Origin of the sequence: Candidatus Tisiphia endosymbiont of Ptychoptera albimana, assembly GCF_964026605.1 — a bacterium.
Taxonomy (GTDB): Bacteria; Pseudomonadota; Alphaproteobacteria; order Rickettsiales; family Rickettsiaceae; genus Tisiphia.
Map to the genome: position 1 here is coordinate 1112932 of NZ_OZ032164.1, position 17527 is coordinate 1130458.

The 17527-nt window shown below is 32.7% G+C and carries 18 protein-coding genes and 1 tRNA gene; 10 read left to right on the plus strand and 9 right to left on the minus strand.

The window, feature by feature from the left end; translation table 11 throughout:
• Nucleotides 1–2 precede the first annotated feature (2 nt).
• The 4 genes from fabZ to AAGD36_RS05215 all read right to left on the minus strand — a co-directional run bounded on the left by fabZ (nt 3) and on the right by AAGD36_RS05215 (nt 3425).
• A complete protein-coding gene (fabZ, locus tag AAGD36_RS05200) occupies nt 3–437 on the minus strand; it encodes a 3-hydroxyacyl-ACP dehydratase FabZ (RefSeq protein ID WP_341755216.1) in 435 nt (144 codons plus the stop codon).
• Between the two features lie 123 nt (nt 438–560).
• Entirely contained in the window at nt 561–1589 is a 1029-nt protein-coding gene (lpxD, locus tag AAGD36_RS05205; RefSeq protein ID WP_341755217.1) for a UDP-3-O-(3-hydroxymyristoyl)glucosamine N-acyltransferase, read from the minus strand.
• A 157-nt stretch (nt 1590–1746) separates the two neighbouring features.
• Nucleotides 1747–1822 (minus strand) — tRNA-Phe (locus tag AAGD36_RS05210).
• 97 nt (nt 1823–1919) lie between these two features.
• Nucleotides 1920–3425 carry an Npt1/Npt2 family nucleotide transporter gene (locus AAGD36_RS05215; protein WP_341755218.1) on the minus strand — a complete coding sequence of 502 codons (1506 nt, stop codon included), beginning with the start codon at nt 3423–3425 and terminating at the stop codon, nt 1920–1922.
• An 891-nt stretch (nt 3426–4316) separates the two neighbouring features.
• Here AAGD36_RS05215 and AAGD36_RS05220 point away from each other — a divergent pair.
• The 8 genes from AAGD36_RS05220 (at nt 4317) to AAGD36_RS05255 (ending at nt 10609) form a co-directional block, all read left to right on the plus strand.
• Nucleotides 4317–4823, plus strand: a complete 507-nt coding sequence (locus tag AAGD36_RS05220; protein ID WP_341756016.1) for a dihydroneopterin aldolase — start codon at nt 4317–4319, stop codon at nt 4821–4823.
• Nucleotides 4823–6091: a dihydropteroate synthase gene (gene folP, locus AAGD36_RS05225; RefSeq protein WP_341755219.1), complete on the plus strand. Its 1269-nt coding sequence runs from the start codon at nt 4823–4825 to the stop codon at nt 6089–6091. The genes AAGD36_RS05220 and folP overlap by 1 nt, the downstream gene beginning before the upstream one ends.
• A 4-nt stretch (nt 6092–6095) precedes the next feature.
• On the plus strand, nt 6096–6617 hold the full coding sequence (locus tag AAGD36_RS05230) for a dihydrofolate reductase (protein WP_341755220.1): 522 nt from the start codon (nt 6096–6098) through the stop codon (nt 6615–6617).
• Entirely contained in the window at nt 6605–7267 is a 663-nt protein-coding gene (locus AAGD36_RS05235) for a CADD family putative folate metabolism protein (protein WP_341755221.1), read from the plus strand. The genes AAGD36_RS05230 and AAGD36_RS05235 overlap by 13 nt, the downstream gene beginning before the upstream one ends.
• Entirely contained in the window at nt 7248–7979 is a 732-nt protein-coding gene (locus AAGD36_RS05240; protein ID WP_341755222.1) for a coenzyme F420-0:L-glutamate ligase, read from the plus strand. The genes AAGD36_RS05235 and AAGD36_RS05240 overlap by 20 nt, the downstream gene beginning before the upstream one ends.
• 89 nt (nt 7980–8068) lie before the next feature.
• The gene (locus tag AAGD36_RS05245) at nt 8069–9064 is read left to right on the plus strand and encodes an Mrp/NBP35 family ATP-binding protein (protein ID WP_341748308.1); all 996 of its coding nucleotides are present in this window, start codon (nt 8069–8071) and stop codon (nt 9062–9064) included.
• Between the two features lie 66 nt (nt 9065–9130).
• Nucleotides 9131–10042 (plus strand): lipoyl synthase, encoded by a 912-nt coding sequence (gene lipA / locus AAGD36_RS05250; protein WP_341755223.1) that lies wholly within the window; start codon nt 9131–9133, stop codon nt 10040–10042.
• Between the two features lie 9 nt (nt 10043–10051).
• Complete coding sequence (locus tag AAGD36_RS05255; RefSeq protein WP_341755224.1) at nt 10052–10609, plus strand: phospholipase D family protein; 558 nt, start codon at nt 10052–10054, stop codon at nt 10607–10609.
• 38 nt (nt 10610–10647) lie between these two features.
• Here AAGD36_RS05255 and AAGD36_RS05260 read toward each other — a convergent pair whose 3' ends face one another.
• From AAGD36_RS05260 to AAGD36_RS05280, 5 genes are all read right to left on the minus strand, one after another.
• Complete coding sequence (locus AAGD36_RS05260; protein ID WP_341751123.1) at nt 10648–11688, minus strand: HlyD family secretion protein; 1041 nt, start codon at nt 11686–11688, stop codon at nt 10648–10650.
• A gap of 245 nt (nt 11689–11933) precedes the next feature.
• Entirely contained in the window at nt 11934–12689 is a 756-nt protein-coding gene (gene truA / locus AAGD36_RS05265) for a tRNA pseudouridine(38-40) synthase TruA (protein WP_341751124.1), read from the minus strand.
• A gap of 24 nt (nt 12690–12713) precedes the next feature.
• Nucleotides 12714–13379 (minus strand): ABC transporter ATP-binding protein, encoded by a 666-nt coding sequence (locus AAGD36_RS05270; RefSeq protein WP_341748303.1) that lies wholly within the window; start codon nt 13377–13379, stop codon nt 12714–12716.
• Nucleotides 13372–14619, minus strand: coding sequence for a lipoprotein-releasing ABC transporter permease subunit (locus tag AAGD36_RS05275; protein ID WP_341755225.1), 1248 nt, complete (start codon nt 14617–14619; stop codon nt 13372–13374). Before AAGD36_RS05275 ends, AAGD36_RS05270 begins: the two co-directional genes overlap by 8 nt.
• A complete protein-coding gene (locus AAGD36_RS05280; protein ID WP_341755226.1) occupies nt 14620–15789 on the minus strand; it encodes an MFS transporter in 1170 nt (389 codons plus the stop codon).
• A gap of 230 nt (nt 15790–16019) precedes the next feature.
• Between AAGD36_RS05280 and metK the strand changes: the two genes are divergently transcribed.
• Nucleotides 16020–17165: a methionine adenosyltransferase gene (gene metK / locus AAGD36_RS05285; RefSeq protein ID WP_341755227.1), complete on the plus strand. Its 1146-nt coding sequence runs from the start codon at nt 16020–16022 to the stop codon at nt 17163–17165.
• 21 nt (nt 17166–17186) lie between these two features.
• The gene (locus tag AAGD36_RS05290) at nt 17187–17516 is read left to right on the plus strand and encodes a DUF167 family protein (RefSeq protein WP_341755228.1); all 330 of its coding nucleotides are present in this window, start codon (nt 17187–17189) and stop codon (nt 17514–17516) included.
• Nucleotides 17517–17527 lie beyond the last annotated feature (11 nt).

Sequence of the window (17527 nt, forward strand, 5' to 3'; positions counted from 1 at the left end):
TGTTAATTCCTATTTTTAACCATTGCAGTAAATTTGCTCTCTGCAACTATCTGATCATTAACTTTGCTGTTACTTGAAAATTTCCAAACAGAGCCTCTATTTTGTTCTATTTTAGCATAAATATGTAATGTATCACCTGGCTCAACAACTTTACGAAATTTTGCCTCTTCAATAGTCATAAAGAAAACATCTTTATCTTTGAAATCCATTGATTTGGCTACTAAAATAGCAGATAATTGAGCCATAGCCTCAATAATTAGCACACCAGGCATTACTGGTTTTGTGGGAAAATGACCAGTAAATTGCGGCTCGTTAAAAGTGACATTCTTGATACCAACAATAGACTCATGAAGCTTAAATTCTAGTACCTTATCTATTAATAAAAATGGATAACGATGAGGTAGCATTTCCATTATTTCTATAATATTAATTGTCATTATATACATTCCTCTTTCTTATCTGTAAGCTATTTCATTTTTAGGTCAGCAAATCTTAAATCGAGCTTGTAATCATTTAAAGGACGACATGCTATTATCTTAAATTCTTCAAACATAGATTTTTTAGTTATCTAAACTCATTTTTTTGTTTACAAGTTGTTTCATAATTACTGATTGTTTATGCCAATCTCTAATAGGTACGGCAGGAAACCCACCAACTGTTACTCCTGATTCAACATCTTTTATAACACCGGCTTTTGCTGCTACTTGCACTTTATCGCCTAGCACTATATGTCCAGATAATCCCGCCTGTCCTCCAAGAGCACAATATGCTCCTATTGTAGCGCTACCTGATATACCGACTTGGGCGACAATAATCGACCCCCTTCCTATTATAGCATTATGTCCTATCTGCACTAAGTTATCTATTCTACATAAATCTCCTATCACCGTATCATTCATTGATCCTCTATCAATAGTAGTATTACTACCTATTTCAACATTATTACCTATTTTTACCATACCAGTGTGGAAAATCTTTTTATGAATCCCTTTATCTGTTGCAAAACCAAAGCCATCTTGTCCAATCCTTGCTCCCGGTAATATTACCACATCATCACCTATTATACTGTAACTTATTGAAACATTTGAGTATATTAACGCTCTGTTACCTATTACTACTCCATAGTCTATAAAAGTCCCAGATTCTATAACACAATTATCACCTATTACAGCATGAGCTTCAATAACAACATTATGTCCTATATAACAATTACTTCCTATAGTGGCAGAATCCGAAATATAGGCAGATGGCATAATTTTGTTAGGATAAGTTTTTGCTTTACTATAAAATAGATCCACTAATTTTGCATAAAAGAAATATGAATTCTTTACTCTTAATAATATTGTTCCATTATTAGATTCTTGTAAAAAATTCTCTGGAACTATGCAGCATGAAGCTTTAGTGTTTTGGAATTGAGTAATATATTTGATATTACTTAAAAAACTTATATCACCAACATCAGCCTCTTCTAATGACTTAACATTATGGATTAACAAATCATTTGAGTATACTATCTCAGCACCTATTAATTTTACAATTTCTGATAATTTATAAGGAGCAGATTTTTTATAAAAACGTGAGTTTATCATGGTTATTTAATTTTACAAAATAATGGCAACAGTATAAACGCCAGTTAGAAAATACTCAAGTTTTCTTACAATAATTTGTATTTCAGAATATTGTTCATTATTGTATAATAGTTATTATACAATCTAGAAGTATAGTATAAGAGATTTATCATAGAGATGGTGGCTAGAGCCGGGATCGAACCGGCGACACAAGGATTTTCAGTCCTTTGCTCTACCAACTGAGCTATCTAGCCGCATGAACAGACCTATTGTACCCCAATTTGGGATAAGAATTGACAAATTCTTATCCCAAATTTGCGTTGTAGTCCCATAAATCTAATTTCGTTACAACTAACTTTCGGATTTGATATCAGATATCTGAGCTTGATATTCCTTATTAAGTCCTTTAATTGCATATAGCCACAATATTACGATAACAAAAAATATACTAGCAAAATAAGGGGTGGCCTCAACAAAGGTAAAAGTAGGAAGCAAAATAAAGAATGTTGACTGGATGATACCTCCTCCAGATTTACCGAATCTACCACCTATAACTTCTACTGCCGCTTGACCTTTTGTTCTAAGATCCTTATCAAGAGGGATATATGCCATATTCTTGGTAGCATCAAATAGTGAGTATTTTGTTGCCTTGCTTAAAATGTTTTGAATCATCCCAATCATCACTGCTACTGCCAAAGGTCCAGAAGCGAATAGACCAGTAACATACATTGCGATAGTGCTATCAAAGAAAATAAAAGCAAAAAAAGCAATCCCGGTAATTAACATCATCAAAGGAGTAATCATAGCGGCAGTAAACCAAGAAACCCTTCTTAAAATGTTAGAACCAACAATCATAAACAATATAGCTGCCACACCTTGCCAAGCCTGGAACTGCCCCATATACATAGTATATTCTTCTTTAGTTGGATATAGTTGCTGAATTTTTGACTTCCATACACCTTCTACAAGATTTACTGACACCCCATAACATATAATTAGTAAGGCAATAAGCCCTAAATATTTTGAGCTAAAAATCATTTTAAAGCTTTCCATAAGAGATAGCTTAACCTTGCTTTTCTTATTGCTAGCTTTACTTGTTGGATCATATAAAGTAGGATCGGTTAAAACATGCTTATTCATCCATCTATACAATAACATGATAACTACAGCACTACCCATCATAATAAGAAGCAGTGGGGTAAATTTTAAATGTTCTGAAACTATTTGAGTTTCTTTGCTTAAAAAATAACCAAGTATTAATGCAGTAACTGGTAAAGATAAATTTGCTAACATACCAAACATAGAATAAAAGCGTTTCGCCTCTTCAGTTTTAGTAATTTGGTTAGCAAATTGCCAAAATAATAAGCTAAGCATCATACTTCCCCAAAGTTCGGATATAGCATAAAAAATTGCAAAACTCCACTTACCAACTACCCTAATAAACCACTTAAAATTTGGATATGCAATACTTAATGCATCAATTGTTTCAGGATTAGGATGTACCAACTCTGGATATGGATATAATACAAAAGTAAACAGCACAAAATATGCTAGAAAAAAACTGGTCACAGTGTAAAAAACATTTTCTGCTTTTAAAAGATCACAAAGCTTTACATAAGCAACCATAAGCAGTATTGCCATTGGTAAAACTACATAAGTTTTTACAAAACTTATCGATTCAGGACCAATAACTGTTACCACAAATCCATCTTTTATCGATCTAAGAGTGGAATAGTTGAGCAAAATACAAAACATCATAGCCGCCATCGGCAAAAATTTCTTATTTTCATGCCCTTCAATTGGCCAAACCACTCTTCTTATTACTGAGAAATAACTATTATCTTTCACCTTATCCATACTGTTTTATTATTCATTATAAGTCAGTGGACTTATACAGATATATACAAGAAAAGTCAAACGAAATGATTATTTTTTGCTAGATAGATATAATTATAGGTTCTTATATCTTAAAAACATATTATAAGTAGTTATAAGAGGGTGACTTGATAAGAGCTAGACTGAAATAGTCGTGCATAGAATAAGTACCCTCTTATCGTTAAGTTTGCTTTGAACAAATTGTGGAAGATGTTGCAATGCAGTAGCCTTGTACAATAAGATGAAGGAAATTATACTATAGAATAAAATAATAGGTCTAGATGTAATACCAATTCCCAAAATTAATTTATTCTGAGGAATTTGAAGGAGACACGGAGTACACAACCGCAGCATACAAAATATACTCTATTAACTCCTTATCATTATTATGTACAACCAAAATAAAGTCGAGTAATCCACTCCAGTTACCTGTAGTTGATACGGAGTAGAGACCATTCAAAAGCATGGGCAAAGCTAAATTTTGCTAAAAAATATGCCTAGCTTTTTATAGTAACTGATAAATTGCTTTTATATGTCTGACAATACTAAGATTTACCAATTTAAAGTACATTTTAAAGATATAAGTCCAATGATTTGGCGTAGATTTCTAATTCAAATTTAGCTTTGTCCATGCTTTTGAATAGTCTCCAATTGCCAATTTGACTGCTGATTCTTTAAATTCGGTCGAATAAACCTTTGGTTTGCTATTAGTCATTTTTGTACTTCCTTTCTGTTAATCTTTCTGTTAATATTGTCTCGTATTAACTGTCCGGAAAACTGTTGACAGAACAATTTTTTCATAATACATTTAATCAGTAAAATGAGGTTATATTCAATAAAAATATTTTTAAGCTTTCTATTATAGATTTTCGTATTTGGGTTCATCTTGGATGTACTGAGGAAGAGAAGGTTCATCCCCAAATGGTTAGTTTCAATATTGACTTGTGTTTTAAGGTGTGTCCTCAAGGTGCTTATACAGATAATCTAAAGGATGTTGTTTGTTATCTTAAGATAGTTGAGTTAATTACTGTTTTTTGTCAAGGAAAGTGCTTTAATGTTGTTGAGCATTTGACAGAATCTATTTATAAGGCAATTTTTGATTACTTAAATTCATTCCAACATCTAATCCAATCAATTAAAATTGAGACTCGTAAAGTTTCTCCTCCTGTACCCAACATTCATGGGGGTATTAGTTGGACGCATTACATTAATTTTATTAATAGACCTCTTGCGGAATTCGCTTCTGCTAGGGAATTTGTAGGAGACACAGAATCTCGACCCGCAGCGGACGATGATGTACGTGAGGATTCGAATACCGGATCGACGCACAAATTACCAGCAGAAGTAGAATTACGCAAGATATCTAATGAGGATGCGTGATGATTTATATAAGCTTGGGATCAAATTTAGGTAATCGCCTTGATAATTTATGGGAATCTGTTAACTTAATTAGGAAATATTGTTTATCAAATATTAGATGTTCTATTATTCTTGAAACTAAGGCAATTTTACCATGCAGTGCTTCTGCTGACTGGGATAAGCCATTTTTAAATATGATAGTTGCTGGAGAAACAAACTTATCACCAACAGAATTATTGCAATCATTGCAAAATATAGAAGTAACTATAGGACGTCCTAGAAAGTATGAACTATGGGCTCCACGTATTATTGATTTAGATATTTTGTTTTATAACGATCTAATTATAAATACAGAAGATCTTATTATTCCCCATCCTAAACTGGAAAATCGTGATTTCCTCAAACATCTATTAGCATTAATGGGTAAAGAGCCGTGGAAATTCCAACCAAGTATAGAGAACTCTTTTATAAAAAGCTCTATTTTAAATCCTCGGTTGGTAGGAATCGTTAATATAACTAAGGATTCTTTTTCAGATGGCGGAAATTTTTATGAAACAAATAGAGCTATAGAACAAGTGATAAAGCTTGTAGAAGATGGAGCTAGCGTTATTGAAATTGGTACTCAATCAACAAGGCCTAAGGCAACTATTCAACCTATTGAATCTGAATATGCTAAGTTAGATGAAGTGCTAGGGGAACTTGCACCTATTATTGCTGATAAAAAGATCGATATAAGTGTTGATACACTACATCCTTTTATTGCTCTAAATCTTATAGAAAAATATCATATAAGATGGATTAATGATGTTGGTGGAGGATTTGATGATAACACATTAAGGGCGATAGCAAAAGCTGGTTGCAAATTTTGTCTTATGCACTCTATTACTATTCCACCAAGCAAAAATCAGATTATACCTTTAAACGTCAAGCCAATTGATTATATGATTCAATGGGGCAAGTGTGCTATACAAAGACTTACTAAGCTTGGATTTACTTTAGATAATATAGTTCTAGATCCTGGTATAGGGTTTGGCAAAACGGCTTATCAAAATATTGAAATATTAAGAAGTATAGATCAGCTTAAAACCTTAGATTCCTTGATAATGATAGGTCATTCTAGAAAGTCATATATTCATGCTTTTTCTGAAGAATCCCATGCTTATGCTAGAGACATAGAAACAATTGGAGTTTCCTTGGCTATTAAAGATAAAGTAGATTTTTTACGAGTACATAATGTGAAAGATCATATGAAGGCTTTGGTTGCCTATCACTCATCTAATAACGAGTAATGGCATGATAAGCAAACAATCTAGATCTATTATAGGAATCATGGCAGCAACAAAAGATGGGGTCATAGGTTGTAATAATGCCTTACCATGGTATTATCCAGGTGAGATCAAGCATTTTAGAGCTACTACCTACAATAGTATAGTTATTATGGGACGTAATACTTATCAATCTATGCCGAAAACACTATTTATAGACAGGCAGGCCTTTGTTTTATCTAATGATAACAGCTTACAATTGAATAACGCTAAGGTTTTTGCCTCTCTGCAAAAATGTTTAGAACATCTTAAAGAATCGAAAACTAACGATAAGATTTTTATGATCGGAGGGGGGCAAATAGCTCATTTATTTCTAGAACATAATTTAATTTCTTCTTTTATCCTTACAGAAATACATAAATTATATTCTGGTGATGTATATTTGGATCTTCGGTATTTTAGCAGGTGGACAAGATATATACTAAAGAAATCAAATGATTATACAATTTATCTATTAAAAAACCCTGAGGAGGTTTCATGGAATTTATAAATAATTTAGATGATGTATTGGAAAAATGGTCTTTACTTAAACATCCATTTTATCAAGCTTGGAATAATGGTATTTTGAATAAGAATACACTGAACGTTTATGCTCAAGAATATTATCATCATGTTGCTGCTTTTCCTAGATATATCAGTCAGATTCACGCTTTATGTGTTGATATCCAGGCAAGACAAGTCTTATTAGAGAATTTGGTTGATGAAGAACAAGGGGACAATAATCATCCGGAGCTATGGTTACGTTTTATTGAAGGATTAGGGGGTTCTCGAGATGATGATAAGAATCCAAAATTTGAGTCAACAAAAAGATTAGTTAATGGTTTTTTTGAGTTAACTCAAACAGATTATCCTACTGGACTTGGAGCCTTATATGCTTATGAAAGACAAACTCCAACAGTATCAAAAGTCAAGATTGATGGTCTGAAAAAACATTATAATATTCACAATCAAAGAACCTTAGAATTTTTCGTTGTCCATGCAAAAACTGATATATGGCATACCAATGAACTTATTAAGCTGATTAACAAACTTAATAGCATAGAACAAAAACAAGTACATTATGGAGCTGTGAAGGGGGCTAAATTACTTTGGCAATTTCTTGATGGGATGGAAGGGTTATATGCAAATTCATGCCATTAAGACTCATAAAATCCAATATGGTGAGTCATTACAAACTATATTGACTCAGTATATTGCAGATTTAAAAGAAGGTGATGTTGTAGCTATAACTTCAAAAGTAATTAGTGTATTAGAGGGAAGGTTTGTTAAAAAAGGTGATATTGATAAATATACATTAATTCTACAAGAGGCAGATCAAATATTAGAGACAGAAGAAAATAGGTATAATATTTACTTAACTATAAAAAATGGCTTACTAATTCCCTCTGCTGGTATTGATGAATCTAATGTCGATGGTGTTTATGTATTATATCCTCAAGATGTTCAGAAAACAGCCTATTGGATTTGGCAATATTTACGCAATAAACATAATATTCGCGATCTGGGAATTGTTATAACCGATAGTCATACAACTATTATGAGACGAGGTGTAACTGGAATTGCTCTTGGTTGGTGTGGTTTTAGCCCCGTATATTCCTATATTGGTAAGCATGATATTTATAATCAATCTTTAAATGTCACACAAATTAATATATTAGATTCATTAGCAGGAGCAGCTGTTTTTGTTATGGGAGAAGGCAATGAGCAAACCCCCATCACTATTATTAAGCATGCTCCCCGTTTGACCTTTCTTGACAGACCTCCATCGAAAGAAGAAAAACTTAGCATTGTCATTAGTATGGAAGAAGATTTATATGGTCCATTATTAAAATCGGCGAAATGGGTGGGTTAAAAAGCGTGCAATAATGATCCGGTAAATGGATTAATGTGCGTTGAAAAATAAGATTATTAACGGTAAGAGCTTCATTTTACTTAAAAACGATGATTGATATAAACCAACAACAAATACTAAATAAAATTTCAGATATCACTTTTAGTGACAATACAAAATTAGTCAGTATTATATCTAATATTATAATTAAGGATAAAAACATTGGGTTTGCCATTGATATTCTTGGTAAAGATTCCAAGGAAATCGATGAAATAAAAATTAAAGCTATTAATAAATTAAATGAAATACCTAATATTGGGAAAATAACTATAGTTTTAACTAGTAGCAAAGGTGTAGCTAAAAAATCAACTAATCCAAAAGTTAAGCATTTCATTGACGGAGTAAAGAAGATAATATTGGTGGCATCCGGTAAAGGAGGAGTTGGTAAATCTACTATAACAGCATTGATAGCGGAGCAATTAAATCTTGAAGGATACAAGGTGGGAATAGTAGATGCTGATATTTATGGTCCGTCAATTCCGCAAATATTTGGTATTAGTGGTGTACCTGAAATAGTGTATAATAAAGTGACCCCTTTAAAATCGCGGGGTATTGAAATTATTTCTATTGGATTTCTTATTAAGGATAATTCAGCTATTGTTTGGCGTGGTCCAATGGCCAGCAAGACCATTTATCAACTATTATCTCTCACCCATTGGCAGGAGTTAGATTATTTAATTATTGACATGCCTCCTGGTACTGGTGATATTCACTTAAGTATTTTAGAAAATTACCAACTAGATGGAGTAATAATAGTAACTACTCCACAAAAAATGGCTGCAATAGATGTCGTTAGATCGATTGATTTATACAGAAAATTTAACCTACCAATTTTAGGTATTATAGAAAATATGAGCTATTTAGTTGAACCAAGTTCGGGAAAGAAAATTCAGATATTTAACGGTAATAGTGGAGAAAATTTTGCCAAAGAATATAATATACCTTTAATCTGTAAGATTCCTATTGAACCCAAATTATCTTACAACTGTGATAACAGCACTAGCCTTACAGATATAGTTAAACTACCAATAAAACAATTTGTTTAATGATATACTAAAATGATTTGAATATAAAATTCATAAAAAAGCAGGCCATAAATAAAGCAGGATTATATGTCAAACATAATCAAGATAGAAGAAGCTCAACCCCTTAAAAGACCTGATTGGATAAAGGTTAAAGCACCAAATTCATATCAATATCATGATACAAGAAAACTAATTGAGAGTTTAAAATTAAATACAGTTTGTCAAGAAGCTGCTTGCCCTAATATAGGGGAATGTTGGGCAAAAAAACATGCTACAGTTATGATTTTGGGATCTGTCTGTACTCGTGCTTGTAGATTTTGTAATGTTAAAACTGGTCGTCCCGATTTACTCGATCCTCATGAGCCACAGAGACTAGCACAAGCTGTGATGAAATTAGGGCTTGAACATGTGGTAATTACTTCAGTTGATCGAGATGACTTAGATGATGGTGGGGCTGAGCATTTTGCCAATTGTATAAAGGAAATAAGACTAGTTGCTCCTAATACCACAATTGAAGTTCTAACCCCAGATTTTCTTAAGAAAGATGGGGCAGCTGAAATAGTGGTATTAGCAAAACCTGACGTTTATAATCATAATGTAGAGACAGTGCCTTCTCTATACAAAACTATCAGACCAGGAGCGAGATACTATAATTCATTAAGTCTTTTGCATAATGTGAAAAAATTAGACTCTGAGATTTTTACTAAATCAGGTATGATGGTTGGCCTTGGAGAAACAAACGATGAAATTATACAAGTAATGGACGATTTAAGGGAAGCTAAAGTTGATTTTCTAACTATAGGACAATATTTACAGCCAACCAAAAACCATGCAGCAGTTGCTAGATATGTTTCTCTAGAAGAATTTAAATATTTTGAAAGAGTAGCAAGAGTTAAAGGGTTTTTGATGGTTTCCGCCAGTCCATTAACCCGTTCTTCTTATCATGCTGGTGATGATTTCCAAAAATTAAAGGGGGCTAAGGTCTTGGTTTCGGCATAGTATAAGAAAATGAAAAAACTACCTAAAAAGCTTAATCTACACATAATAATATCGTTCTTACTCGGCATTACTATCGGGATAGGATATAATGAGGTACGAGAAACAGCTTCTTGGCACAGTTTTCATACCGGAACTGATAATTTAAATGTTTGTTTTACCCCGCCATCCGGCTGCGGATCATTAATAGCAAAAGAAATATCCAAGGCTAAGGATAGTATTTATGTTCAAGCATTTGGTTTAACTTCGCAAAATATAGTGGAACAACTAATTAAAGCTAAGCAAAACGGTGTTCAAATAAGGGTATTATTGGATCGTAGTAACTTACACGATAGATATTCTAAAATACATGAATTAAAACGGGCTGGTATTGATGTTTCAATAGATAAAGTACCAGGTATTGCTCACAACAAAGTTATGATCATTGATAAAAGTAAGGTGATTACCGGTAGCTTTAATTTTACCAATGCAGCTGATAATAGAAATGCCGAAAACGTATTATTAATAGAGAATAGCGATATTGCAGCAACTTATTTGCAAAGCTGGTTTAGTCGTCGAGCAAAAAACTAATTAATTGAGGTATACTCGAATGATTCTACGAATTTGGGTTAATTAGTTCTGACCGAAACTATAGCAGACATTCCTGGTATCAAATTACTAGTAATATCTTTAGGAGTCTCAAAATCTATTAGCACAGGAATTCGTTGAACAATCTTAGTAAAATTACCAGTTGCATTATCAGTAGGAATTAGACTAAATTTTGAGCCGGTAGCTGGTGATATATTACGTATTCTGCCGTATATGATCTTTTTTGGTAAAGAATCAAACTGTAATTTAACTTTTTGCTTTGGTTGCAATTTTGCAATTTGCGTCTCTTTAAAATTAGCTTTTACATACATTTGTTCATCCTGCACAACAAAAAATAATACTCTCCCTGGATTAATAAAATTACCTACCTGCAAGCTACTATTTGCTATTATTCCGTTAACTGGGGCTATAATTTGGGTATTTACTAAACTTCTAGCTACTATATTTTTATCTTCCAGTAACCCTTTCATTTTTTCTTCCTCAGCAGTTTTCTGTAAAGCTAAAAGTAGTAAGTTCTGCTGTGCAATTTGCAAGTTTAACTTTGCCTGATTATAATCAGTCTTTGCTTTAGTAAAAGACATTTTAGATTCATCTAATGTCTTTTTACTAGCAAATTTTTCTTTGTTAAGTTCTTGAGTTCTTATATAATCAACTGAGTTAATCTCCAAATTAGTACTAGCAGAATCAACAACCTCTTGACAAAGCTCTAAACTAATTTGAGCTATTAAAGTCTTTTGTTCTATGATTTCTATATTTTTAATAGATGCCTTAATAGAAGCTTCCAGTGAAGCAAGACGCGACTTATAATCCTGATCATCGATCTCAGCAATAAGATCACCTTTTTTTACCCTCATATTATCTGAAATAAATACATTCTTAATCACTCCATTAATCTCAGAGCTAACGTTGGATATGTCAGCCTCAATATACGCATTATCAGTCGATTCTGTATGACTCCAAATATAAATATGATAAGCTAGGTAGACGACTATTACGCCAAACAAAATCAGAAAATATTTAGCAAATGGATGAGACTTATATTGTTCAAAGATTTTTAACATAAATTAACCTCAGTTTGATATAATAAATTAATAGTAACCTCAAGTAATCATCGCCATTAGGGGTGATGTCCACAACTGTTGAAAGTTAAAAAACCGTCATTACAAGTTACCCACCAAAAATAAATTTTTAGGTACAAAAAAAATGACAAATGGTATAAAAAGTGTTAGCAACCTAGAGACCGTCGAGGCAATAGTGCCGAAAGAGCCTGATTGCGAGTTTAGTACGCAGAAGCTCCATACATGAGTTAATAGTCAACTCTAAGAAAATACAACCCACATGCTGGAGCTTTTATACCTGCTGCCTCTCTTTTTTTAGCATCCAAAGCTTTTTGTATATCACCTTCCTGCCATATATTGCGTCCAACTAATACTAAACTACCAACAATATTTCGAACCATATGATGTAAAAAAGATCGAGCAGAAACATATATTTTTATATCGTTGTTTTCTTGTGTAATAACTAACTTAGATAAGGTTTTTATAGGTGACTTTGCTTGGCAATATTTACCTCTAAATGAGCTAAAATCATGATTTCCTATGAGATAGAAAGCTCCATATTTCATTGCTTCAACATCAAGAGGTTGTTTTATCCACCAAGCACGATTTAAATCTATTATCACTTGACTAGGTCTATTAATAATTCTATATACATAATGACGTTCTACAGCAGAAAATCTTGCATGAAAATCTCCGTCGACTAGAATACAATCAACTACCCCTATATGATAAGATCTTACAAAATAGTTAATAGCCTGTATAACTTTATAGGGCTGCATATATTTCACTAAATCGAAATGTGCTACTTGCCCTAAAGCATGAACCCCTGCATCAGTCCTGCCAGCTCCATGAACCACTACTTTTTCACCAGTAAATTTGTATATACCATCTTCCAGTATTTGTTGAATAGATATAGCATTACACTGCCTTTGCCAACCAACAAAAGCAGTTCCTAAATATTCAATGGTAATTTTATACCTATAAAAATCTACTAGTTGATTCATGAATTTATTTACCGCCTATTTCGCCTATTTCAGCTCTCCATACTGCAATTCATACACTCTATGCATCTTATGTGCCATTTCATGATTATGAGTTACCACAATAATAGAGGTATGTTGTTGTTTGGCGGTTTTAAGTAATAAGTTAAAAACCTCATTAGCAGTATTAGGATCTAGATTACCAGTAGGTTCATCAGCTAAAATAATTTTAGGATTATTAATTAAGCTACGAGCGATAGCTACTCTTTGTTGCTCTCCACCAGATAGCTCACCCGGCATATTATGTATTTTATTGGCTAGTCCTAACTCTGCTAATAGCTCTTCTGCCTTCTTAAGAGTTAATTTATAACTATCGCCAGCAATTAATTTTGGCATTGCTACATTCTCTAAGGCAGTAAAATCTTTGAGTAAATGATGTTGTTGATAGACAAAACCTATATTACGCAGTCTTATTATATGAGCATGATTTTGGCAATAGTTTGTTGACTCTATCTGCACCTCTCCATTATTTGGGGTATCAAGTAGACCAGCTATATGCAGTAAAGTTGATTTACCGCTACCAGAAGAGCCTATTATGGCAACTAGTTCTCCTTGCATTACAGTTAAGTTAACATTACTTAATACTTCAATAATAGATTTTCCCTGCTTATATTTTTTAGAAATATTTTTTAACATTAATACAGCTTTATTCATAACGCAAGGCATCCACAGGATTTAACTTAGCAGCTTTATATGAAGGATAAATTGTTGCACAAAAACATAAAACTATAGAGATAGTTGATACTAATATAACATCTTCTAATCTTACCTCTGACGGTAGAGTGTATAAAAAATAAATCGCTGCTTCGAAAATTTTAGTACCGGTTACTTTCTCCAAGATATTTCTAATAGACTGGATATTATAAGCAAAGCTTGTACCCAATATGATACCTAAAATCGTACCGAGCAAACCTATAAACATGCCATTACAAATAAAAATAAGCATAATCTGCCTAGTACTTGCACCAATAGTACGAAGCACTGCAATATCTGAAGTCTTATCTTTAACTAACATAAACAAGCTAGACACGATGTTAAAGGCTGCTACCATAATAATCAAAGAGAGAATAGTAAACATTGCTATCCTTTCAACAGCTAAAGCATTTAGAAACTGTAAATGTGATTTCTGCCAACTTGTCACTCGTAATTTTGATCCTAAAAGATTTTGTATCTCCCAAGCATAAATTCCCGCGTTACTCGGTTCTATCGTTATTACTTCGATTAGATTAATAACTTCCTTGAAAGACAGAAAATTTTGGGCAGCAATAAGTGGCATTAAAATAGTTGCTGAATCATAATCATACATACCGCTAGTGAAAGTAGCCACAACCCTGAATTCTTTAGATCTAGGCATACTACCAAAAGCAGTAGAAATTGAATTGGGAGAAATTAATTTTATTTTTGTACCCGCTTGAACTCCTAGGTTACTAGCAAGTTCATTACCAACTGCTACCACATCTGTACCAAAAAAATCGGTAAAATCTCCAGTATTAACATTCTGTAGAATTTGATTTTTATATTTGAGTTCAGTTAAATCTATACCTTTAATTATAGCACCACTATTCATTCTTTTACCTAGTGCAAGAGCTTGACCGACAATGCTTGGAGAAATATGTTTTATATAATTCTGACTAATTAATTTTTTGTTAATTTCATCATAATTTGCGATAGAACGTGATACTGGTGTTATGCTAATGTCACCATTAAGACCAATAATGTTTTTAGTCAGTTCATAATGAAAACCGTTCATAACGGACATAACCACTATCAATGCAGCAACACCGATAGTTACACCCATCAAAGAAACACCAGCAATAATAGAAACAAATCGCTCATTCTTCTTAGCTCTAAAATATCGAACTGCTATTTTTAGAATAAAATTATCTTTTATCATTTATTTAGGTTCATCAAATATTCTATCTACTTGCAATAATTTATAACAACCAATCAATGCTATAACTATAGTGATGCACATAACAATTGCTAATGGCTTAAAAGTGCCCTGATAAAAATAACTAACCAACTGCAAACATAATGCGGTAACAATCAATCTTCCTGATACCAATATAGCAGTAATTCTGCCTTTAGCATTTGGTATACTCTCTAACGCCAAAGGCCATAAAATATTACAAGGGAATATCATGCCAATAGCCACTAATTGTGTTACTATTGTTATGGTTAATGGGTCATTAGTCTTGCATATCACCAAAACTATAGCGGCAATTATAAAAGCTACAAGTGCTAAAATACTAAAGAAAAAACATTTTTTTTGTCCAAAATTCTTCAATAAATAACCACTGCTAAAACTTACAGCCGAGAATACTGCAGCCATTGCTCCCTGATAAAAACCAAACTGCTGAATAGACACTCCTAAATCTCTCATGTACAAGATGGGAGCGATAGCAATAAAAACCCAATAACCCTGTATAATAAAAAGCATGGTTACTATATGATAGACAGCTTTTCTAGATTTAAATACTACGCTATAGCCTTTTAAAGATATGCTAATATTATAATTTATCTGCCCTTTGGGAATAAATAATACACCGGTTATTAAACAAAATATCCCGAATATTAACAGTATAGCAAAATTACCTCGCCAACTAAGCAAAAAATTTACATAACTTCCTACTACCGGTGCAAAAGCCATGGCTAAAGTAATTGCCCCATTTAAAGTCCCCATCATTTTTTGTTGTTGCTTAACCGAATATAAATCAGCAAGTACTACATAGCCTAACACAGCTACCCCAGATATACCAATTCCTTGCAGAAATCTACCAAGTAGTAACATGTAATAATTAAGACCAAACACACAAAAGATACTACCAACAATAAATATTATAAGACCTATAATAATAATTACTCTTCTGCCAAACCTATCTCCTAAATTTCCTACTATCAAGGAAGTAACACAGTGGGCTATGAGATTTATTCCTAATAAAAATTCCACCTTAAAAGTAGAAAGATTAAAAGTATCTTGTAAATCTGGAAAACTAGGGACAAATAAATCCACTTCAGCCCCAGCTAAAACTTCCATAATTAAAATAGTAATAAACAAATTCATAAAAAAATATATACTCCTTACAAATGAAGAGTTGATAAACAACAAGGCAATTTAAACTTCATAATCAACAGTTAATATAAACATAAGCAAAGCTACCTGCTAACCACCTGCTTTTTTGTCTAAATTTTCCAGTCCATTATATACTTAAACTTCACAATTTGTAATACTTACTCTATAACCCCTTAATATTCAATCTTAATGTTCAATACTAACTTTTAGGAAATAATATTATGACAAATTATCATTTATTTACTTCTGAGTCTGTCTCTGAGGGACATCCAGATAAAATGGCTGACCAAATTTCAGATGCTATACTGGATGCAATTCTTAAGGAGTATCCAAAAAAGAGTCGGGTAGCATGCGAAACACTTATAAAGACTGGACTAGTATTTATAGCTGGAGAAATCACAACAGATGCTTGGGTTAACATTGATCAAATAGTACGCAATATTATAAGAGAGATAGGCTATACTAGCTCTGATATAGGTTTTGACGCAGACTCTTGTAGTGTGATTACTTCAATAAGTAATCAATCTCCGGATATTGCATTAGGTGTAGATAATCGTGAAGATCATGAAATAGGTGCTGGTGATCAAGGTTTGGTGTTTGGGTACGCAACGAATGAGACTCCTACATTTATGCCTGCACCAATTATCTATGCTCATAAATTAGTTATGAGACAAGCTGAACTCAGAAAAAAGGGCATCTTGCCTTGGTTAAGACCAGATGCTAAAAGCCAAGTCACTTTTAAATATGTTGAGAATAAACCAGTTGGTATAGACACCGTTGTGCTTTCTACGCAGCATCACCCTAATATCTCTCATGCTGATTTAGTAGAAGCAGTAATTGAAGAAATCATTAAGCCTGTGTTACCAGATGAATGGATTGATAAAAATACTAAATATCTTGTGAACCCAACAGGAAGGTTCGTAATTGGAGGACCTTTGGGAGACTGTGGACTTACAGGAAGAAAAATAATAGTTGACACTTACGGTGGAATAGCACGCCACGGTGGCGGATGTTTTTCTGGTAAGGATCCAACAAAAATCGATAGATCTGCATCTTATGCAGCAAGATATCTAGCAAAAAATATTGTAGCAGCAGGTGTTGCACAGCGTTGTGAGATTCAAATTTCTTATGCTATTGGAGTTGCCCAGCCAGTTTCTATAAGTATTGAAACGTTTGGGACTAGCAAAATGAGTGAATCAGCAATAATTGAATTAATAAAGAATAATTTTGATTTGAGCCCAGGCGGTATTATAAAAAAACTATCTTTATATAATCCAATTTATCTTAAAACAGCATCATATGGGCATTTTGGACGGGAAGATCAAGATTTTCCTTGGGAAAGAATAGATAATATAATGGGACTATAAAATAAGTTGATAATACAATATATGAGTAAGATTTCTAACTATAACCCCAATAAGAAACTAGCCATTCTTGCTCTTAAGGTTAAGGCTAACGCAAAGACAGATAAGATAGGTGAGTTTATTATAATTAATGATAAATATTATCTAAAATTATCTATAAAAGCAGTTCCAAAGGATGGTAAGGCTAACGATGCTATTGTCAATTTTCTATCCAAAGAATGGAAAATTTGTAAAAATAATTTTGAGATAATATTAGGTCACACTAATATTTTAAAACTCTTAGCAATAAAAAATATTGAATTAGACTATTTAAATTTACATTTAAAGCATTATATACATAAGATCGAAGTATAGTATTTTATAGG